General features: G+C 63.1%; 20 protein-coding genes. 9 read left to right on the top strand and 11 right to left on the bottom strand.

Annotated elements, in window-relative coordinates; all coding sequences use genetic code 11:
* Positions 1 to 235: 235 nt before the first annotated feature.
* Both ACCAA_RS15000 and ACCAA_RS14995 read right to left on the bottom strand, forming a co-directional pair.
* On the bottom strand, positions 236 to 1,516 hold the full coding sequence (locus tag ACCAA_RS15000) for a tyrosine-type recombinase/integrase (RefSeq protein WP_186408058.1): 1,281 nt from the start codon (positions 1,514 to 1,516) through the stop codon (positions 236 to 238).
* A gap of 173 nt (positions 1,517 to 1,689) precedes the next feature.
* On the bottom strand, positions 1,690 to 2,556 hold the full coding sequence (locus ACCAA_RS14995; RefSeq protein ID WP_186408057.1) for a YicC/YloC family endoribonuclease: 867 nt from the start codon (positions 2,554 to 2,556) through the stop codon (positions 1,690 to 1,692).
* Positions 2,557 to 2,659: 103 nt separating this feature from the next.
* Between ACCAA_RS14995 and ACCAA_RS14990 the strand changes: the two genes are divergently transcribed.
* Genes ACCAA_RS14990 through hemW form a run of 5 tightly spaced genes read left to right on the top strand, consistent with a single transcriptional unit; the run spans position 2,660 to position 7,131 of the window.
* A complete protein-coding gene (locus ACCAA_RS14990; RefSeq protein WP_186408070.1) occupies positions 2,660 to 3,613 on the top strand; it encodes a serine/threonine protein kinase in 954 nt (317 codons plus the stop codon).
* Positions 3,614 to 3,621: 8 nt separating this feature from the next.
* Entirely contained in the window at positions 3,622 to 4,542 is a 921-nt protein-coding gene (locus ACCAA_RS14985; protein WP_186408056.1) for a PP2C family protein-serine/threonine phosphatase, read from the top strand.
* Positions 4,543 to 4,550: 8 nt separating this feature from the next.
* On the top strand, positions 4,551 to 5,267 hold the full coding sequence (gene rph, locus ACCAA_RS14980) for a ribonuclease PH (RefSeq protein ID WP_186408055.1): 717 nt from the start codon (positions 4,551 to 4,553) through the stop codon (positions 5,265 to 5,267).
* Entirely contained in the window at positions 5,264 to 5,860 is a 597-nt protein-coding gene (gene rdgB / locus ACCAA_RS14975) for an RdgB/HAM1 family non-canonical purine NTP pyrophosphatase (protein WP_186408054.1), read from the top strand. The genes rph and rdgB overlap by 4 nt, the downstream gene beginning before the upstream one ends.
* A complete protein-coding gene (gene hemW, locus ACCAA_RS14970; RefSeq protein WP_186408053.1) occupies positions 5,860 to 7,131 on the top strand; it encodes a radical SAM family heme chaperone HemW in 1,272 nt (423 codons plus the stop codon). Before rdgB ends, hemW begins: the two co-directional genes overlap by 1 nt.
* 41 nt (positions 7,132 to 7,172) lie before the next feature.
* On the opposite strand, the gene ACCAA_RS14965 is transcribed toward hemW, so the two are convergent.
* Complete coding sequence (locus ACCAA_RS14965) at positions 7,173 to 8,342, bottom strand: ankyrin repeat domain-containing protein (protein ID WP_186408052.1); 1,170 nt, start codon at positions 8,340 to 8,342, stop codon at positions 7,173 to 7,175.
* 112 nt (positions 8,343 to 8,454) lie between these two features.
* On the opposite strand from ACCAA_RS14965, the gene ACCAA_RS14960 reads away from it, so the two are divergent.
* Complete coding sequence (locus ACCAA_RS14960; protein ID WP_186408051.1) at positions 8,455 to 8,985, top strand: energy transducer TonB; 531 nt, start codon at positions 8,455 to 8,457, stop codon at positions 8,983 to 8,985.
* Between the two features lie 3 nt (positions 8,986 to 8,988).
* Here the strand turns inward: ACCAA_RS14960 and trmB (ACCAA_RS14955) are convergent, their stop codons facing one another.
* The 3 genes from trmB (ACCAA_RS14955) to thiS are packed head-to-tail and all read right to left on the bottom strand — an operon-like array spanning position 8,989 to position 10,735.
* A complete protein-coding gene (gene trmB / locus ACCAA_RS14955) occupies positions 8,989 to 9,696 on the bottom strand; it encodes a tRNA (guanosine(46)-N7)-methyltransferase TrmB (protein WP_245754591.1) in 708 nt (235 codons plus the stop codon).
* 20 nt (positions 9,697 to 9,716) lie between these two features.
* Positions 9,717 to 10,511: a thiazole synthase gene (locus ACCAA_RS14950; RefSeq protein WP_186408049.1), complete on the bottom strand. Its 795-nt coding sequence runs from the start codon at positions 10,509 to 10,511 to the stop codon at positions 9,717 to 9,719.
* Positions 10,512 to 10,534: 23 nt separating this feature from the next.
* The gene (thiS, locus tag ACCAA_RS14945; protein WP_186408048.1) at positions 10,535 to 10,735 is read right to left on the bottom strand and encodes a sulfur carrier protein ThiS; all 201 of its coding nucleotides are present in this window, start codon (positions 10,733 to 10,735) and stop codon (positions 10,535 to 10,537) included.
* Between the two features lie 148 nt (positions 10,736 to 10,883).
* On the opposite strand from thiS, the gene ACCAA_RS14940 reads away from it, so the two are divergent.
* Positions 10,884 to 11,420, top strand: a complete 537-nt coding sequence (locus ACCAA_RS14940; protein ID WP_186408047.1) for a lipocalin family protein — start codon at positions 10,884 to 10,886, stop codon at positions 11,418 to 11,420.
* Positions 11,421 to 11,645: 225 nt separating this feature from the next.
* Positions 11,646 to 12,293, top strand: coding sequence for a TMEM165/GDT1 family protein (locus ACCAA_RS14935; RefSeq protein ID WP_186408046.1), 648 nt, complete (start codon positions 11,646 to 11,648; stop codon positions 12,291 to 12,293).
* Positions 12,294 to 12,299: 6 nt separating this feature from the next.
* Here ACCAA_RS14935 and trmB (ACCAA_RS14930) read toward each other — a convergent pair whose 3' ends face one another.
* Positions 12,300 to 12,971, bottom strand: coding sequence for a tRNA (guanine(46)-N(7))-methyltransferase TrmB (gene trmB, locus ACCAA_RS14930; protein ID WP_186408045.1), 672 nt, complete (start codon positions 12,969 to 12,971; stop codon positions 12,300 to 12,302).
* 10 nt (positions 12,972 to 12,981) lie between these two features.
* A complete protein-coding gene (locus ACCAA_RS14925) occupies positions 12,982 to 13,965 on the bottom strand; it encodes a tRNA dihydrouridine synthase (protein WP_186408044.1) in 984 nt (327 codons plus the stop codon).
* 156 nt (positions 13,966 to 14,121) lie between these two features.
* Between ACCAA_RS14925 and ACCAA_RS14920 the strand changes: the two genes are divergently transcribed.
* Positions 14,122 to 15,660, top strand: a complete 1,539-nt coding sequence (locus ACCAA_RS14920; RefSeq protein ID WP_186408043.1) for a GGDEF domain-containing protein — start codon at positions 14,122 to 14,124, stop codon at positions 15,658 to 15,660.
* A gap of 20 nt (positions 15,661 to 15,680) precedes the next feature.
* Here ACCAA_RS14920 and ACCAA_RS14915 read toward each other — a convergent pair whose 3' ends face one another.
* From ACCAA_RS14915 to ACCAA_RS14905, 3 genes are all read right to left on the bottom strand, one after another.
* Positions 15,681 to 16,763 (bottom strand): M14 family metallopeptidase, encoded by a 1,083-nt coding sequence (locus tag ACCAA_RS14915; protein WP_342674061.1) that lies wholly within the window; start codon positions 16,761 to 16,763, stop codon positions 15,681 to 15,683.
* On the bottom strand, positions 16,747 to 18,168 hold the full coding sequence (locus tag ACCAA_RS14910) for a glutamate-cysteine ligase family protein (RefSeq protein ID WP_186408042.1): 1,422 nt from the start codon (positions 18,166 to 18,168) through the stop codon (positions 16,747 to 16,749). The genes ACCAA_RS14915 and ACCAA_RS14910 overlap by 17 nt, the downstream gene beginning before the upstream one ends.
* Positions 18,169 to 18,289: 121 nt before the next feature.
* A partial coding sequence (locus ACCAA_RS14905; RefSeq protein WP_222104813.1) for a sensor histidine kinase occupies positions 18,290 to 18,714 on the bottom strand: 425 nt, incomplete at its 5' end.

The following is an 18,714-nucleotide window of genomic DNA, read 5'->3' as shown; positions in this document are numbered from 1 at the left end:
GTCCCAAGGTGTCCCAGCAAAAAAGGCAAGTGTCCCAAACCTTTGGGACAGCTAAAACGCTTAAACATCAAGGCATTAAGCCTCTTTTTTGCAAGTGTCCCAATTGTCCCACAAAAAAATCAGGGTAGGGATGAATGAGGCGCGACAGGCAAGGCATTAATTGAATTGGTAGACGACAATTACAAATATTCCATATAGATATATTGGCCATGCCATCCGGGAATATTGGCGTCTTTCATCCAGCCTTTGCCGACACTTTCGGCCGTCTGATGGGAACCACTTTCTTATCTTCGCCGCGCTCGATCTCGTCAAGCAAATCTGCCCACTTCTGCAAGGCGTCCTTGCGCTCGTCAAAGAAGTCATGGCGGTTATAGATCCCTTCAACGCCCTTGATGGCGTGATTAAGGCAGCGCTCGGCAATGTACGGTGCAACACCCATGGCGGCCAGGTGCGTGCGTGCCGTGCGCCGGAAGTCATGGATGGTGAAGTTATCCGCCTCTGTCATCAACGGCTTGATATGCTTTGCCATCGCCGCAGTGACCGTATTGAGGTCGATATGCGGCACCATGCGCTCTTGCATCTTGCGCGCGGGGAGCAGCCAGGCAGAACCACAACCAAGGCGGACAAGCTCACGGAGATAAACGACAGCTTGCCGAGGAAGTGGAATATCGATGGCTACGTCCGTTTTAGTCCGATCTGCCGGCAGATACCATACTCCCGCTTCAAGGTCGAACTCGTCTACTTTGGCCTGTATCAGTTCTCCCTTGCGAACCGCCAGGATAAGCAACAGCTTCACCGTGAGGCCATTTTGGATATTCCAGCCTTTTGCGGTTTTCATGGCAGCGAACAAGGCTGACAACTCGCCACTGGTCAGCCAGCGGTCGCGGGACTCTTCTTTTCCGCCAGCGTCCGACACGTCGAATGCCGTTGCAGGATTGGCGTTGATCATTTCCCGTTTGATGGCGTAGTCGAACATTCGCTTGACCCAGCGAAGCACATCGTTGGCCATCGTTGGCGCCCCGCGCTTGACGATGGCTTTCAGCATGGCGTCGATGTGCGTCGGCCGGATCTCGCCGATAGCCAGCTTGCCGATAGCCGGCTTGATGTCGTTCTCGATTCTGCTACGCACGATGTTGGGGTATTTCCAGCGGCCAAGGATCTGCGCCGAGAAATAATCATCAGCGAGAACCGCCATGGTGACTTCCGCTTTGCGGGCCTCGATCTTGGCCACGGCAACCCGCTTGCGCTCCTGCTTCTCTTCGGCCACGTCATAGCCAAGCGTCACCCGTGCCCGCATTTCCTTGGCGGTCTTTCTGGCGTCGGCCAGGGACAGATGGCCGTAGCTGCCCAGGGTGACGATGCGAGCGCAGCCAGCAAAGCGATAGCGCAACTTCCACACCGGGACGGCGAAGCGCAGCGGAAAGCACAGATACAGCCCCTCGCCGTCGCCGCGTTGCTCGAAGTGTTCCCCGGCCTTGATCCAGTTGCGAATTTCCAAATCAGTCAGCTTGCTCATGGCATTCTCTCGTGTGCACCACCAGATTGGCATAATGTGCACCACTGGGTGCACATGGTGGTGCACACTTATTGTGCGCTGTCCTGATTTGTCATGCAACGTCGGGAGAAGCTAACCGCAGATATTTCAATGATTTTTCTCAGGTTCTGCATGTCCTGACACACCCTGATTCATCATTCCAGATTCTGCACCTGCTCGCGCATCTGTTCGATCAGCAGCTTGAACTCGATCGCCGTCTGCGAAATCTCCGAAACCAGCGATTTGGAAGCGAGCGTGTTGGCTTCGCGATTGAGTTCCTGCATCAGAAAATCGAGGCGCTTGCCGCTTGCGCCGCCGGTCTTCAGCACGCGCTCGACTTCATCGAGATGGGTCGATAGTCGCGCCAGTTCCTCGGCGACATCGATGCGAGCGGCAAAAACGGCCACCTCCTGACGGATTCGCTCGTCGCCCGCGGTCTCGACGGCCTCCAGCAGACGCTGCCTCAGCTTCTCGTTGAAAGCCGCCTGGGCCGCCGGAATGCGCGGCCCGACTTCGCACACCAAGGCACGCGTGCGGGCAAGCTTTTCGCGTATAACCTCAGCCAGTTTCTCGCCCTCGCGCGCCCGACTGGCGGTGAAGTCGTCGAGCGCCTCGCTGGCCAGGGCCAGACAGGTCGGTGAAAGGGCGTCGACGTCGAGCGCATCATCGCCGAAGATACCCGGCCAGTGCAGCACATCATTGACCGTCAGTGCCGCGGCGAGGGGCATCACGCGGCGGACCTCGGCGTCGAAGCACTGCAGGCGGCTGAGCAGGTCGGCGTTGAGACGCTGTGGCTGCGCACTGGAATCGGCCGGAACAAAGTTCAGCCGGCATTCCAGTTTGCCGCGACTGAGCCGCGCACTGATCAACTCGCGCAACGCCGGTTCGACGTTGCGCAGGGCATCACAGATTCGAAACTGGCAATCAAGATAGCGGGAATTGACGCTTTTCAGCTCAAGGTAAAGTGCGCCACCCTTGACGCCCCGCGTCCTGGCGGCATAGCCGGTCATGCTGTAGATCATCTGAATCCTGACTGGTGAGCGTCGGCAAATCGGCAACCGGCTTTACAGATCACCCAAAAACACCCGACAATGGCTGCATGCCCCTATGATAGATCTGACTGTGATGGCGCAACAAGTCAACAGCCCCCCGAACTGCCCCCTTCCAGCCGGCTTCAAGCTCGACGAGTATTGCATAGAGCGCCGGCTGTCGCTGGGCGGCTTTTCGATCGTCTACGTGGCCACCGACAGTCATGAGCAGCATGTCGCGATCAAGGAGTACCTGCCGAACACGCTGGCTTTGCGTGCCGAAGGTCAGACCGCGCCGATCATCCCGGACGAGCACCGGGCCTCTTTTACCTACGGCATGAAATGCTTTTTCGAGGAAGGTCGGGCGTTGGCCGGCCTTGATCACCGGAACGTCATCAAGGTGCTCAATTTCTTTCGCACCAACGGCACGGTTTACATGGTCATGGAGTACGAACAGGGCTGTACGCTGCAGGAGATAATCCAGACCAACCGATCGGTGGTCACCGAGAACTTCATCCGCAATGTGTTTACCAAGATGCTCAACGGTCTGCGCGAGGTGCATGCGCATCGGCTGCTGCATCTCGACCTCAAGCCGTCAAACATTTACATGCGCAACAGCCAGATGCCGGTGCTGATCGACTTCGGCGCGGCCCGCCAGACCCTGGTTTGCGACACGCCAATGCTCAAGCCGATGTACACTCCGGGCTTCGCGTCTCCCGAGCACTACAAACAGCAGCGCGAGCTGCTCGGCCCATGGACCGACATCTACAGTGTCGGCGCGTCGATGTATGCCTGCATTTCTGGCGATACGCCACAAGCCGCCGACAGCCGAATCGAGCGTGATTGCCTGATCCCGGCAATGATTCGTTGGGAAGGCAAGTACTCCGACCAGTTGCTGGAGACGATTGACCAGTGCCTCAACCTGCACCCGCGCGGCCGCCCGCAGAGTGTCCTGGCGCTGCAGAAAGCGTTGACCGAGGCAGTCGTCGCGCCGACTCCCGCAGAGAAGAAAACCTGGCTGAACCAGATGGTCGGCAAGATCAAGAAGTAGAAGGACGAATGAAATTCACTATCTATCAGGAAACCCGCACCGGCAAGCGGGCCAACAACGAAGACCGCCTGGCGCACTGCTATTCGCGCGATGCGCTGTTGATGGTCATTGCCGACGGCATGGGGGGGCACTACTACGGGGAAGTGGCGGCACAGATCGCCGTGCAGACACTGACCGAGGCTTTCAAGAGCGAGTTCAACCCGCGGATTCGAGACCCCTTCATGTTCCTCCAGAAAGGGATGCTCAATGCGCACCGCGGGATCCTGGACTTTGCCAGCACGCATCATCTGCAGGACTCGCCACGCACCACCTGCGTCGCCTGCATCGTGCAAAGCAACGTCGCCTACTGGGCCCACTCGGGTGATTCACGCCTGTACCTGCTGCGCAATGGCAAAGTGCTGGCGCAAACCAGAGATCACTCGCGCGTGCGCTTGCTGGTCGATCAGGGTGTGATCACTGAAGAGCAGGTGCTCGGACACCCTGACCGCAACAAGATCTACGGCTGCCTGGGTGGCCAGCAGACGCCGGAGATCACTTTTTCCCACAAAACGACGCTGGACGCCCAAGACGTGCTGGTGCTATGCACTGACGGCGTCTGGAGCGGTTTGTCCGGCGACCTGATGGCGGTCGCCCTGAGGACCGCCGATCTGGTGCGCGCCGTGCCCCAGTTGCTTGGCCAGGCCGAAGCACGAGGCGGCCCGCATGCCGACAATCTGTCGATGATCGCCGTCCGCTGGGAAGATAGCTACTCCGATGGCAGCAGTGGCGGCAACAGCGTGATCACCACGCGGACGATGCCCCGCGACACGGTGACCACCAAACTCGAAGAGTTCGGGCGCCACCCAAGCCACAAGACCGAACTCACCGACGATGAAATCGAACGTGCCATCGAAGAGATTCGCTCAACCATCCAGAAGTACACCCGATAGGAATCGCCATGCGCCCCAGCCACCGTCAAGCCTCCCAGGTACGCGAGGTACGCATTACGCGCCACTTCACACGCCACGCCGAAGGCTCTGTGCTGATCGAAATCGGCGATACGCACGTGCTGTGCACGGCCAGCGTCGAAAATTCGGTTCCGCCTTTTCTGCGCGGCAAGGGACAGGGCTGGGTCACTGCCGAATATGGCATGCTGCCGCGCTCGACGCACACCCGCAGCAGCCGGGAAGCGGCCAAAGGCAAGCAGAGCGGGCGCACCCAGGAAATCCAGCGCCTGATCGGTCGCGCCTTGCGCGCGGTGACCAATCTCCAGGTACTCGGCGAACGCCAGATCACACTCGACTGTGACGTCCTGCAGGCTGACGGCGGCACGCGTTGTGCGGCCATCACCGGCGCCTGGCTGGCGCTCAACGATGCCTGCACCCAACTCCTGAGCGACGGCAAGATCACCGCCAACCCGATTGCTGATCATGTCGCCGCCATCTCGGTCGGCATCCACCAGGGCCTGGCGGTTGTTGACCTCGACTACGCCGAAGATGCCAACTGCGACACCGACATGAACGTCGTGATGACCGGTAGCGGAGGCTTCGTCGAGATTCAGGGCACGGCTGAAGGCGACCCTTTCACGCGCACTCAAATGAACCAGTTGCTCGACCTGGCGGAGATCGGCATCGGCCAACTGATCGCTCAACAAAAAGCGACCCTTGCCTCATGAAACTCGTCCTGGCCTCAAACAACGTCAAGAAGCTCAAGGAACTCGACGCGATTCTCGCGCCGCTCGGCTGGGAACTCGTTCCTCAGGGACAACTCGGTGTTCCCGAGGCCGAGGAGCCGCACTGCACTTTCGTCGAGAATGCGCTGGCGAAGGCTCGCCATGCCTCGCGCCTGACCGGTCTGCCCGCGCTGGCCGATGACTCGGGGCTGTGTGTGGACGCCTTCGGCGGCGCCCCGGGAGTCCAGTCAGCGCGCTACGCGGGCGAGCCGAAATCCGATGCCCGCAACAACCAGAAGCTGTTGGCCGAACTCGGCGCGAGCAGTGAACGCGGCGCGCATTTCGTCTCGGTCATCGTCTTTGTTCGTCACGCCGACGACCCGCAGCCGATCATCGCCGAAGGCGAATGGCCAGGCGAGATCCTGTCCGCCGCCCGCGGCGACGATGGCTTTGGCTATGACCCGCTGTTCTACGTCCGCGAGCTGGACAAGAGCGCCGCCGAACTCGACCCCGCCGAGAAAAACCGCCGCTCGCATCGTGGCCAGGCGCTCGGCTGCCTGGTCGCCCGCCTCGGGCGCCTGCACGCGCCTCGCTGATGGCGGACAGCCGGCGCCGAACGATCATTCCTCTGCTGCCAGCGCAGCGACTGCCATCGCCTGCCGGCACCGGCGTGCGCTTCAGCAGCCCGCCGCCGCTGGCGCTCTACATCCACGTTCCGTGGTGCGTACAGAAGTGTCCCTACTGCGATTTCAACTCGCACGCGCTGCGCTTGGGCGACTTTCATAGCCACGGCAGTAACGAGCGAGGCACTGCGGCGATCCCCGAAAGCGACTACCTTGCGGCGCTGATCGGTGACCTGGAATCGGCACTGCCTCTGGTCTGGGGGCGCCGGGTTGACAGCATTTTCTTCGGCGGCGGGACACCCAGCCTGCTTTCGGGCGAAGCCGTCGATGAACTTCTGGCCGCCTTGCGCAGCCGCCTGCCCTTGCTGCCAAGTGCCGAAATCACCCTGGAAGCCAACCCGGGGACGGTCGAAAGCGGCAAATTCGCAGCCTTTCGCGCCGCCGGAGTGAACCGCCTGTCGCTCGGCATCCAGAGCTTCAACGCAAAGCACCTCAAGGCGCTTGGCCGCATCCACGACGATCATGACGCCCGCCGGGCGATCGGGATGGCGGCCAGCCACTTCGACAATTTCAATCTCGATCTGATGTACGGCCTGCCCGAGCAGACGCTCGCCGAGGCGCTTGCTGACCTCGACACGGCGCTTTCCTACGCGCCCGCGCACCTTTCCTGCTATCAACTGACGATCGAAGCCAACACCGCCTTTGCCGCCAGGCCGCCCGTACTGCCCGACGCCGACGCCTGTGCCGACATGCAGGACGGCATCGAGGCAAAGCTGGCGGCGGCCGGCTACCGCCATTACGAAACGTCGGCTTTTGCCCAGGCCGGCCATCAGTGCCAGCACAACCTCAATTACTGGCAATTCGGCGACTACCTGGGTATCGGCGCGGGCGCGCACAGCAAGCTGACCCTGCACGATCGCGTCCTGCGCCAGATGCGCTGGAAGCGGCCCGAACAATACCTGGCCCAGGCCGCGGCCGGCCAGCCGGTGCAGGAAGAGTTCGCCGTCGACGCCGCCGATCTGCCGTTCGAATTCATGCTCAACGCCCTGCGCCTGATCGACGGCTTCGACGCGTCGTTATTCGAATCGCGCACCGCGCGGTCGCTGTTCAGCATCGAAAATCAACTGCGCCAGGCAGAAGACGACGGCCTCATCGAGCGCCACCGGCAGCACATCGCGCCCAGTGATCGTGGTCGACGCTTTCTCAATCAACTCCTGCAGCGCTTTCTGGTCGAGCGAGCTTGACGCCGCCGCTAGCGCCAGCCAAGCGAGCCGCCGCACAGCGTCTACGGTTTCATCGCCTCGACCGCCTGGTAGAGCTGTTGGCGGAGCGCGTCGGCCGGGCGCCCCTGCGCTTCGGCAAGGCGTATCTGGCGAAGCAGATCGGACGCCTGCGCAGCCGCCAGGTTGCGCGCCTTCGCGGGCGTTCCCGGAATCGCCGCTTTTACAGCGGTGGCAGATGAAGGGCTTGGCGCCGGTGACGCAACTGCCTGGCCAGCGGGCTTGCCGTCGACCATCAACTGCGCGCGCTCGGCTCCGGGCTGTCCACGCCGGGCGGTGATGACCATCGAGCGCGGCTGATAGGGACGCGGCATCGGCCGCTGAACAGCGGGCGCTGCACTGGCGCGGCGCATGGCATTGACTGCGGCGAGCAGCTTCTTGTGCAGATCTTCGCTAGGACGGCCCTCGGCTTCGGCAGCCCGGATCTGTCTCATCAGTTCCTCGATCTCGGGGGGTACCGACGCCGAGCGACTCTCCTCGCCAAGGCTCTCCTTCGGTGCCTTGACCGCAATGTCGAACTCTTCGGGCGAGGCGATCATCTTCGCCAGGCGCAAATGGTCGTAGCGCATGGCCATGGTCAGGGCGGTATCACCCCAGTCGCTCTGCAGCCTGGAATTGGCACCTGCTTCGAGCAGCACCCGCGCCAGGGCATCGCGACCTTCGCGCGCGGCCATCATCAACGGCGTCGACCCGTTCGGCGAGCGAGCATTGACGTTGGCCCCACGAGCCATCAGATCGGCGACCACCTGCGCGTGACCATTGAACACTGCGTAATGAAGCGCTCCCCACTGGTTGCCCTGCCGGTCGAGCGGCGCGCCGTGCTCGAGGAGCCATTTGACGGCTTCCTGATGTCCGCCCCAGGCGGCCAGTTGCAGCGCCTGTTCGCCGTTACGGTTGCTGCGCCGCACGTCGGCTCCGCGCTCGACGAACAGCGCCATCAGCTCGACGTGGCCATACCAGGCGGCGACCATCAGCCCGCTGCCGATGTGCGCCGCCTGGTACTCCGGATTGAGTCCCTCGTCGAGCCAGCCCTTGACCTTGCGCAGGTCGCCGCGCTCGATCGCATATTCAAAGGTGATCGGATCCGGCGCCGGTGCTTGTCCCCAGGCCGGTCCGGCGAGCAGCCAGAAGGCGATCAACAGCCATCCGTCAAGCCTGCCGAGCAAATGTCTCACTGCTATTCTCCATCCCGACATCAGTATTTTCCAATTCAGGCATGAGCCTGAAGGATCTACGGGTAGGCTACATTCTCCATCGGCCACGGTTTTCGTTCACAATGTCACGCCCATGCCGTCCCGTCTGATCCTTGCCCTCGCGCTCTCTCTCGCCCTGCACGCCAGCCTGCTGCTGCCACCCGTCTTCAAGGCCAACGGGCCACCGCGGCAGCCAGCGCTTGAAGCGTCGCTACGCCTGCCGGCGCAAGCGCAGGTCAGCGATGGCGAAGCTCTGCTGAAAAACACGCTCGCCGTCAACCAGGCACCGGCGGCCGCCAAACCGCCACCCCCTGCCCCGCCCGCACTACGCGCCAGCCAGCCCGTCGCCAAGACAAACGTCCGACGCGAGGTCGAGGCCGCACAGCGGAAATTGTCGCCACACCTGTACTACCCGCCGGAAGCCGTCGCTCGCGGCCTCGAAGGCGAAGTCCGCCTGATCCTGACGCTCGGCGACGATGGCAGCATTGCCGAAGTCAGCGTCGCCACGAGTAGCGGTCACCCGATCCTCGACAAGGCAGCGATCAAAGCGGCTTACGCGATGGGCAAAGTTAACTGGGCCCACTCACACGAGCTGATCCTGCCGGTCATTTTCCGGCTGGAGTAAGTCTCACCGCCGCCGAAAGACGAGATCCCAGACCCCGTTGCCGAGCCGCAGGCCACGTTGCTCGAATTTGGTTTGCGGGCGATCCTCGGGGCGTGGGGCGAAACCAGTCGCCGTATTCTCGAACAGCACCTCGGCCGACAGAACGGTCAGCATCTGCTGCGCATAGTCTTGCCAGTCGGTGGCGCAGTGGACGATGCCGCCCGGCTGCAGCCGACTGGCCAGCAGCGCGACGAAGGGTGGCTGCAGCAAGCGCCGTTTGTGGTGGCGCTTTTTCGGCCAGGGATCGGGAAAGAAAATGTGCACGCCGGCGAGCGACGCCGGCGCGATCATGTCGCGCAGTACCTCGACCGCATCGTGTTGAATGATGCGCTGATTGTGCAAACCCAACTCGGCGACCAGCTTGCACAGACTGCCGACGCCGGGGGTGTGCACTTCGATTCCCAGGTAGTCGTTTTCAGGATGGCTGGCGGCAATCGCCGCCGAGGTCTCGCCCATGCCGAAACCGATTTCCAGAATTCTGGGTGCCGGACGTCCGAACAGCGCATCAAGATCGACGTTCGCCGCACGATAGGGAACGCCGATGGTCCCCATCAGGTCGGCCCGATAACGCTGCTGGGCATTGGAAACACGACCCTGGCGAAGTACGAAACTGCGAATCGGGTGTCCCGCCTGACCGGCGGTGGGGTGTCCCGCCTGCCCGCCAGTGGCCACGCTGTGCTCGCCGTCCACGGCTACGAGCCGATCAGGCCTGCCGTCGGCGAAGACGGGTCTGCCGAGTAATACTTGCGCGCCATGCGGCCAGCGAGGAAAGCCTCGCGGCCAGCCTCGACGGCTTTCTTCATCGCGCTGGCCATCAGCAGCGGATCGCGGGCGTGCGCGATGGCGGTATTCATCAGCACCCCGTGGCAACCGAGTTCCATCGCGATCGCCGCATCGGAAGCGGTACCGACGCCGGCGTCGACGAGCACCGGAACTTTCGCCTGGTCGATGATCAGGCGCAGATTCCACGGATTGACGATGCCCATGCCGGAACCGATCAGCGAGGCCAGCGGCATCACCGCGACGCAGCCGATCTCCTCGAGCATTCTCGCCTGGATCGGATCGTCGGCGCAGTAGACCATCACCGCGAAGCCGTCCTTGACCAGTGTCTCTGCTGCCTTGAGCGTTTCCGGCATGTTCGGAAACAGGTTGGCCGGGTCACCCAGCACTTCCAGCTTGCACAGCGGATGGCCGTCGAGCAGTTCGCGTGCCAGGCGCAGCGTGCGCACGGCATCGACAGCGGTGTAGCAGCCGGCCGTGTTGGGCAGAATGGTGAATTGCGAAGGGGGCAGCACGTCGAGCAGATTCGGCTCGCCGGCGTTCTGGCCGATGTTGGTGCGGCGAATGGCGACGGTGACGATCTCGGCGCCCGAAGCATCGATGGCTGCCCGCGTCTCGGCGAAGTCCTTGTACTTGCCGGTGCCGACGAGAAGACGCGAACGATAGGTCTGGCCAGCGATCGTCAGGCTGTGTGGGGAACGATGCATGTGCGTTTCGCTTCGTAATGAGGTCAGCCGCCACCGACGGCAACGACAATCTCGATCCGATCACCATCCACCAGCACCGTCTCTGCATGACGCCCCCGGGCAACGATTTCACCGTTGCGCTCGACGGCGATCCGCTTGCCGGCATGGTTCAGGGACTCGACGAGTTCTGTCACCGTCAGCGGCGAAGGGAATTGGCGGCTTTCACCGTTGATCAAGAGTTCCATAAGCGGTCAATTTTATCACGCCGCAGCCCGATCACCCCGACTGCGTACAGCTCGACGAACCCGCCCAAAAGGCAATTCTCCGCGCCACTGGCGAACGACGGCGGCAGATCCTTGTCTGGCTTGACTCTCGTCAACAAAGGTCAAAGCCATGTACATTCTCCGCAAGCTGTTGTTCTCGGCACTCGTCGTCATGCTCGCCGCATGTACCGAAATTCCGCAAGGCATCACGCCGGTCGGCAACTTCCAGCTCGAACGCTACCTCGGCAAGTGGTACGAGATCGCTCGCCTCGATCATTCCTTCGAACGCGGCCTCAGCGATGTCTCAGCGCAGTACCGCCGCAACCCGGATGGCAGTGTCGAGGTCATCAACCGTGGCTACAGTGCTGACCAGGATGCATGGAAGGAAGCGGTCGGCAAAGCGCTGTTCATCGGTGAACCGACACTGGGCTCGCTGAAAGTCTCCTTCTTTGGTCCCTTTTATGGCGGCTACCACATCGCTGCGCTCGATGATCGCGACTACCGCTGGGCGCTGGTCGTTGGTCCGAGCCGAGACTATCTCTGGATTCTGGCCCGCGAGCGCAATCTGCCAGCCGACGTTCGTGAGCAACTGGTGGCCAAGGCACAGCAACTGGGCTTCGATATCAACGGACTGATCTGGGTCGGCCAGAATCAACCCGATGCCTGAGCCGGCGGAAGACAGCGAGCAGTCGACCGCAATCCTGTGAATAGTCGGTGCTCATGCCCCTGACGCCGTTTTTCTTTTTTTTTCGGAAATGGGCTGATTAATGATTTCGGGATATTCCTTGCCCGTCGCGCAGAGGTTATACTCGCCGGCTTCCAGCAGCCTGGGGCGCCCGCGTCGTGGCAATGGCTGCGGCGACCGACCAGGAATGTTTCCGGAGACCACGCGATGGATAACGCGCAGAATTTTCTGCCGCACTTTGCCTCTTTGCTGGGCAACGGCAACCTGGTCGATTTTTCGGCCACCGCGGCGACCAGTCTTGCCTTGATTGCCGCAGCCGAAATCGGCGACAAGAGTCAGCTCGTGTGCATGACTCTGGCCTCCCGGCACCGGCCAATGCCGGTCATGCTCGGTGCCCTCGCCGCCTTTGGCGTGCTGAACACACTGGCCGTGGTTTTCGGCGTCGCCATCGCCAGTTGGCTGCCGGAATACGTGGTCGGCGCGACGGTGGCCATTCTGTTTGCCGTCTTTGGCCTGCACGCCTTGCGCGCGACGGACGACGGCGACGACGAAGAGGTCGAGGAGAAAAGTGGTCGCAACATCTTCCTGACCACCTTCGTCTTGCTGACGGTGGCCGAATTCGGCGACAAGACTCAACTGGCGGTCGTTGCCTTGAGCAGTACGCACCTGCCGGCAGCCGTCTGGCTTGGCGCCACGGCAGCCCTGGCGGCGACCTCGGCACTGGGGATCCTGGCGGGTCGCACCATCCTGCAGAAGATCCCGCTCGCCCTGCTACACCGGATCAGCGGCGCCTTCTTCCTGGTGCTGGCGGTGGTCGCTGCTTACCAGGCCTACCGCTCGTACAGCGGCGGCTAGGCCTGTTCAAGCCAGATCGATGACCGCGCGCCACAAGCGATGGCCGGAGTCCAGGTACTTGCGCTCAAACGGGGTGATCGGACGATCCGGAAGATACGGCTGATAGACGGCCGGCCGCTGCGTCAATCGCTGTACGGCAAAACAGTGCTCGGCAAGGTAGATCGGCCAGTTGCTTCGACACTCGAGTACGCCACCCAGGGCAAGCATCGCCGGAAAAACCGGATGCCCATGCCAGCGGCGACTCAGATGACCAATCTTCGGCCAGGGGTTGGGATAGAGCAGATAATGACGAGCCAGCCGCACACCGGCGTCGTGCAACAATCGCCAGTAATCGACGACATCGGCACGCACCAGATCGAGATTTGGCGGCCGATCGGCACCGCTCGACCGGCGGCGCGCCAGGCGAGACGCCGATTGGTCCACCCCGATCACGTAGTGATCCGGGAACTCGCCGGCGAGAACGAAGCTGCTCTCACCCACTCCGCAGCACGAATCGAGGAGCAATGGCGCACCCGGCGCGAGACGCTGAAAGCGTTCAAAACTCTCGGTGAACGCGACCCGATTGTAGTCGGCGCAAGGCTTGCGAAAAACCGATCGGGAATGGCGGTCAAGGAGCAGTGAGAGGTGCTCGTGGGGGCCGGTCTGAGCGCTCGCTGGTAGACGGGAGTTGCCGTGCATCGACCGCAGGTCAGGCCACCGCCGGTAGCGTGGGTACACCATGCAGTTGGAGAACTCGCGTCACCTCATCGACGTCGCGCAGCGCGCGAATCGCCAGGAACAACGCATCTGCTTCGCCAAAGTTGCGCCGCAAGGCACCCAGCCACAGCTTCAGCCGACCCGGCGCCTGCCTGGCCGAGACCTTGCCGCACACCTGCTGCCAGTAGGAAGCCAGCAGCGGCTGCAGCCGGCGCCAGTCCGCCGAACGATCTTCGGCAACCGCCTCGCCAGCCGCCAGCGCGCGAATGCGCCGGGCGAGGAAAGGATCGGCGACGGCGCCACGCCCGATCATCACGTCTTTGCTGCAGCTCTCGGAACGGCAGCGGACGTAGTCGCCGGTCGTCCACACTTCGCCGTTCGCCGTCACCGGCCCCTGCACCACTTCGCCGATACGGGCGACCCATTCCCAGTGCGCCGGCGGTCGATAGCCTTCGGCCCGGGTGCGCGCATGGACGACCAGCGCGACGACCCCGCCGGCTTCGAGTGCCCGCGCACAATCCAGCGTTCTCGCCGTGTCGCGCATACCCAGCCGCATCTTGGCCGTGAACGGGATTTCTGCCGGAATCGCGCGGCGCACCGCGGTAGCGATGCGCAGCAACTGCTCAGGATCGGCGAGCAGGCTGGCTCCACCTCCGTGACGATTGACCGTTGGCGCCGGGCAACCAAAGTTGAGATCGATGCCGGCCGGTGCCAGCGCGGCCAGTTGCGCCGCGTTCTCGGCCAGACAGAACGGGTCGCTGCCGAGAAGCTGGACGGCGACCGGCGTCCCGGCGGCGGTGCGACTGCCGCTGGCAAGTTCGGGACAAATCCGGCGGAAAGCACGCGGCGGCAGCAAGTTGCCCGACACCCGGACAAACTCGCTCACCGCCAGATCGTAGCCACCGACACGCGTCAACACGTCGCGCAGAACGTCGTCGACGAGACCGTCCATCGGTGCCAGCAAGAGTTTCCCCATGTTCAGCCTGAATTTCCTCCTTGGCCATTTTACCTCTTCCCGGATTCTCGAGAGGGGAGACTCGTGACTCACTGGCGCAACTCTGCTCGTCGGCGAGCGGCGCTTGCCTGTTGATTTACGACATTTTGCAGCTTTCTCGCGGTAAACTGCCGGCTTATGGCCGACCACACGAACCCTTCTGAAATTGCCCGCGAAACGCTCAAGCAACTGATCGTTCGCAAGCTGACGCCGACGCCGGTCAATTACCAGGCTTGTTACAACGAGATCGCTCAATTACCCAACGTCGCGGGTTTTCCCGAGGCGCAACTGCGTCAGATGGCGACCACCTTCCCGGTCAGGAGCCCAAGGCAGAAGCAGGCCATTGAGCAGCTTGAAGCGGCGATCGGCAAACGGAGCTGGCAGGGCGTCCAGCGGGCGCTCGTCGCTCTCGCCACCGTCGACACGGTCGGCATAGCCAACGGCACCGCCGCGCCGACCGAGTCGGCCAACGACCAGCCACCTGAGATCAGCGTCGAGTTACGGGTCCGACTCGCGCGCCTGATCGAGACCCTGCTGCCCCTGCTGGGCGACCAGGATGCCAGCTTGTCCAACCAGGCGTGCGACGTCCTGAACGCGCTCAAGGACCCGTTCGCCGACCAGCCCGGACTCCTGCTCCTGCTGTCGAGCTTCAGCCAGAGAGCTTCCCTGGCCGTCGAAGAACAGAGTGAAATCAAGCACACCCTGCTCAAACTGCTGCATTTGATCATCGAGAACATCGGCGAGTTGAGTCTCGATGAGCAATGCGTCAATGGCCAGATCGAGACTCTGATGAGGGCGGTGGCACCGCCTATCACCCTGCGCCGTCTGGACGACGTCGAGCGCCGCCTGAAGGATGTCATCGCCATCCAGCGCGCAGCAAGACGACGCAGCCTGGAAGCGCAGGCGGAGATACGCCAGATGTTGGCTGCGTTCATCAATCACCTGGCGGCGATGAACCAGTCCAGTACCGCTTTCCAGACCGGCCTCGAGGAGAGCGCGCGGCAACTTGCCGAGGTCAGAGCGATAGAAGACCTGGCGCCACTGTTGAAGCAGGTGATCGATGCGACCCACGCCATGGCCGCAGACACCGGCCATGCTCGCGCTCAGATCGAGCACCTGCAGACACGAGTCCTGGCGACCAACGCCGAACTCGTCAGACTGAATGACGACCTCCGCCACGCGAGCGCGTCGGCTCGCCACGACCCCTTGACCGACGCCCTCAACCGCAGAGGACTCGACGAGGCGCTGGCCCGCGAGATCGCCAGCGTTCGACGCAAGAACGTTCCCTTGTCCCTGTCCTTGCTCGATGTCGACAACTTCAAGAAGCTCAATGACCGACTGGGCCACGCCACCGGTGACGAGGCGCTGATCCATCTGGTGAAGGTGGTCCAGCAGCACATGCGGCCAATCGATACCCTGGCGCGCTACGGCGGTGAAGAATTCGTCATCCTGATGCCGGACACGGCTCTGGCCCACGGAATCGAAGCGATAAAACGTTTGCAGCGGGAACTGACCAAGAGCTTTTTCCTGACCAACAACGAGAAAATCCTGATCACCTTCAGCGCCGGAGTGGCCGAACTGACCAGCGAGGAGTCGGGCGGGGACGCTATCGCGCGGGCTGACCAAGCCATGTACCTGGCCAAACGGTCAGGCAAAAACCGTGTCCTTGGCGGCTGACCAATGGTCAAGACGCGGTCCTACAGGCTGGCGCACAAGGGGCGGGCAGCGGCTTCAGATTCGCGCTGCGGCAACGGCAGTCGCTCCATGAGATAGCAAAGGCAGTCCTGCCGCACCGCACGCGCATCAAGCGTCAGCATGGCCGGCGTCGACGCCCGCCGCAGCCGGATCACGCCGCCGCTGCAGTCGAAGAACTCTGCCGCCACGTCACGCCCGCTCTCGTCGCGCACGTCGAGCGGGAACTCCCGCCGCGTCGTCCCGAACGCGCTACCGGGGTCGAGGTGGCGGAAATTCATGTGGTCGAGCTGCTCGTCGAAGTGGATGTCGGCCGGCGCGCCGCCGCCAAAGTCGAACGAAATCGCCGACGGCACGCGCACCGTCGCCACCGTGTGATAGAGATCGATGTCGTGCTCATGCACGTCATGTACTGGAAACTGCGCCAGATGCAGGCAAGCCTCGATGAAGCGCGCCGCGTGCTCCTCGTTGGCCGGCGAGCCGGGCTTGCCGCATTCGACGGTCAGCGCCGGGCAGAGCGGCGAGAAGGCGGTCGTCTGCGACCCCGGCAGGCCGCGGAACCAGACCACCGTGCGCGAAAAGAGCAAGGCCAGCTGCAGAACGGGTTGATCAAGCCGGTTGACCACGCAGTAGTGTGGATTGATGCCGGTGTTGTTGTGGATATCGATGCTGGCGAACAGACCACGGGCCTGCATGCGGCGATGGACCTCGCTCATCGCCGCATGCTCGGGGGCGTCGGCGTGCCGGTCGGTGCCCGGCCAGACGCGGTTGTAATCCGGCTGATGGTCGAGCCGGCGGAGCCCCTCACGCGCTGCAGCGACGTTGCCGACCAGAATCGACAGCGCCCGCGGCAACGGGCGATGGGCATGGTTGAGCAGGACGCTCTGCAGCGCGACGACACCGCTGTCCTCGTTGCCGTGCAGGAGCGCGGAGACGAACAGCGGTGTCGCACGTCGCCCGGCCAGGTGGATCAGCGTCGGGCCTGGCAACAGGCGATACAGTTCCCGGGCGGGAGTGGTGAGAAAACGGTTGGGCAGTGTTTCGAGTACGGTCAGCATGAACGAAAGGGACTTAAACAGGCCACTCATGCACAGGCATGAGACGGCGCTGGTGCTCAAGATAGTCGGCGGTGAGCCGGAAAAAGTCATGGTGTTTCGCGTAGTGCGCCAGTTGCCAGGCGGCCCCGTTCTGGCGGCTCCGCAGGCGCGCTGCAATGACATCCATGTAGCGGCTGATGTCGGCTGCGGTGATGTCGAGCTCGGTCAGTCCGGCACGGGCCATCGGCAGCAACTCGCTCTCGAGCAACTCGACGGCCGTGGCACGGCGGCCGTCCAGCCAGACCAGCGGCGCCTGCAGACCACCGCGCGCCGCACGGTAGAAGTTGTCGCGAGCGACGGCGAACGGGATCTGCGATTCAGGCGCCACCGCCTGCCGCGCCAGGATGCGCACCGCGCCATAGTAGAAAGCGGCATTGGCGATCATGTCGATGACGCTGGGACCGGCGGGCATGACGCGCTGCTCGACGCGCAAGTGCGGTGCGCCCTTTTCATCGAAGCCGATCAGCATCCGATTCCAGCGCCAGATGGTCCCGTTGTGCAAGCGCAGATGAGCGTAGGCGTGCGCCGGCCCAGTATCTTCGACGGGCAGCAGGACGGCATACGACGACAGGTTTTCGGCAAAGCAAGCAGTCGGGTCGGCCGCCAGATAGCCCGACCCGAAGGTGACGCGCATGTGCTCGGGGCGTCCAGGGTCGCAGCAGTCGACGGCCTGTTCGAACAGCGGTACGCGCGTTTCGTGCCACAGCGCGCGCTCGAAGAGGAACGGTGAATTGGCAGCCAGCGCGACCAGCGGCGCGGCGAGGATCAGCGACGCGTTGTAGGTCCGCGCCGCCTCGCTGGCTGGCGTTTGCAGGTGCACCTGGAAGGACGTCGTCGCCGCCTCGAGCATCACGTCGGCGTGCGTCGCGCGCAGGGTGTCGATGCCGGCAATGTCGAGAACCAGCGGCCGACCGCCACGCAGCCGGAGAATCTGCTCGTTGAGCGTTGCATAGCGCTTGCATGGCGACATATTGGCCAGCGACAGGTCGCCCTCACGGACGGTCGGCAAGGTACCGATGGCAATCAGCGTGGCCGACTCTTCGCGCGCAACGCGCTGGCACTGCTGCCAGGTCGCCGTGAGTTCGTCTTCCAGTTGTGAAAGCGCCTTGGCGCGCAGTGGCCTCGGCGTGCCGTTGATCTCGACGTTGAAACGCGACAGCTCCGGCACCACCAGAGGGCTCGCCAGCCGCGCCAGAAACGACACGTTGCGCGGCACCGGAAAGAGGTCTTCGCCAATCAGCCAGGCCTCAAGCTCAAAACCCGCCACCGGACCGTCGGCGGCAAATTCGCCGCGGGCGTAGGCATCGTGCGCGTGCCGCGTCTCGCCAGCCAGCCGCCGGCTGAAGCGTGCAAAGTCGTCCGCCGTGAATCCGTCGCTGCCAATTTCCTTGCCCATCGGCCTTCTCCCCACGAGGTGGTACGCGACCCCCAGTACGAAAGCGGAGTCTATGCGCGGCGCGATCATGGTTGCGTGCCGTAGATCGAGTTCGCGCTAGCTTAACACCGCCAGCCACGGATCAAAACCGGCGCCGCTCAAAGGGTATGGCCGGCGGTGCATCGCCACCTGCCAGCCGGCCGGAGTTCAGCCCCGGCAAACTCACCCAGAACCTGATCCTGCCGGCAGCGCACTCGACGCCGGCAGCCCCCCCGTGCCGGCCGGCGACCACACGCACGTAGTACAGCCCGAGGCCGGTGCTGCTTGAATGAGCGGCGCCCTGCTCGCCCCGGCTGAAGCGCTGAAAAAGCCTGTCGACCTGCTCGGCGGACAGTGCTTGGCCATCGTTTTCGACCCACCACCGGACTTCGTCGTCGGGCCGCAGATCCAACCCGATGCTGACCGGCGTGCCAGCCGGCGCATAGGCGAGCGCGTTGTGCAGCAGGTTGGACGAAGCCGCTACGCGGAGGAAACGGCGGCGCTGTCGTGGTGTTGAAGTCAAGATGT

Origin of the sequence: Candidatus Accumulibacter aalborgensis (genome assembly GCF_900089955.1) — a bacterium.
Lineage (GTDB): Bacteria > Pseudomonadota > Gammaproteobacteria > Burkholderiales > Rhodocyclaceae > Accumulibacter > Accumulibacter aalborgensis.
This window is presented reverse-complemented; position numbering and strand designations above follow the sequence as displayed.

Bases quoted from the DNA above. Each gene is read 5' to 3' on its own strand.
- ACCAA_RS15000 (WP_186408058.1), bottom strand. From the start codon at position 1,516: ATGAGCAAGCTGACTGATTTGGAAATTCGCAACTGGATCAAGGCCGGG.
- ACCAA_RS14995 (WP_186408057.1), bottom strand. From the start codon at position 2,556: ATGATCTACAGCATGACCGGCTATGCCGCCAGGACGCGGGGCGTCAAG.
- ACCAA_RS14990 (WP_186408070.1), top strand. From the start codon at position 2,660: ATGGCGCAACAAGTCAACAGCCCCCCGAACTGCCCCCTTCCAGCCGGC.
- ACCAA_RS14985 (WP_186408056.1), top strand. From the start codon at position 3,622: ATGAAATTCACTATCTATCAGGAAACCCGCACCGGCAAGCGGGCCAAC.
- rph (WP_186408055.1), top strand. From the start codon at position 4,551: ATGCGCCCCAGCCACCGTCAAGCCTCCCAGGTACGCGAGGTACGCATT.
- rdgB (WP_186408054.1), top strand. From the start codon at position 5,264: ATGAAACTCGTCCTGGCCTCAAACAACGTCAAGAAGCTCAAGGAACTC.
- hemW (WP_186408053.1), top strand. From the start codon at position 5,860: ATGGCGGACAGCCGGCGCCGAACGATCATTCCTCTGCTGCCAGCGCAG.
- ACCAA_RS14960 (WP_186408051.1), top strand. From the start codon at position 8,455: ATGCCGTCCCGTCTGATCCTTGCCCTCGCGCTCTCTCTCGCCCTGCAC.
- ACCAA_RS14950 (WP_186408049.1), bottom strand. From the start codon at position 10,511: ATGCATCGTTCCCCACACAGCCTGACGATCGCTGGCCAGACCTATCGT.
- thiS (WP_186408048.1), bottom strand. From the start codon at position 10,735: ATGGAACTCTTGATCAACGGTGAAAGCCGCCAATTCCCTTCGCCGCTG.
- ACCAA_RS14940 (WP_186408047.1), top strand. From the start codon at position 10,884: ATGTACATTCTCCGCAAGCTGTTGTTCTCGGCACTCGTCGTCATGCTC.
- ACCAA_RS14935 (WP_186408046.1), top strand. From the start codon at position 11,646: ATGGATAACGCGCAGAATTTTCTGCCGCACTTTGCCTCTTTGCTGGGC.
- trmB (WP_186408045.1), bottom strand. From the start codon at position 12,971: ATGCACGGCAACTCCCGTCTACCAGCGAGCGCTCAGACCGGCCCCCAC.
- ACCAA_RS14925 (WP_186408044.1), bottom strand. From the start codon at position 13,965: ATGGGGAAACTCTTGCTGGCACCGATGGACGGTCTCGTCGACGACGTT.
- ACCAA_RS14920 (WP_186408043.1), top strand. From the start codon at position 14,122: ATGGCCGACCACACGAACCCTTCTGAAATTGCCCGCGAAACGCTCAAG.
- ACCAA_RS14915 (WP_342674061.1), bottom strand. From the start codon at position 16,763: ATGAGTGGCCTGTTTAAGTCCCTTTCGTTCATGCTGACCGTACTCGAA.
- ACCAA_RS14910 (WP_186408042.1), bottom strand. From the start codon at position 18,168: ATGGGCAAGGAAATTGGCAGCGACGGATTCACGGCGGACGACTTTGCA.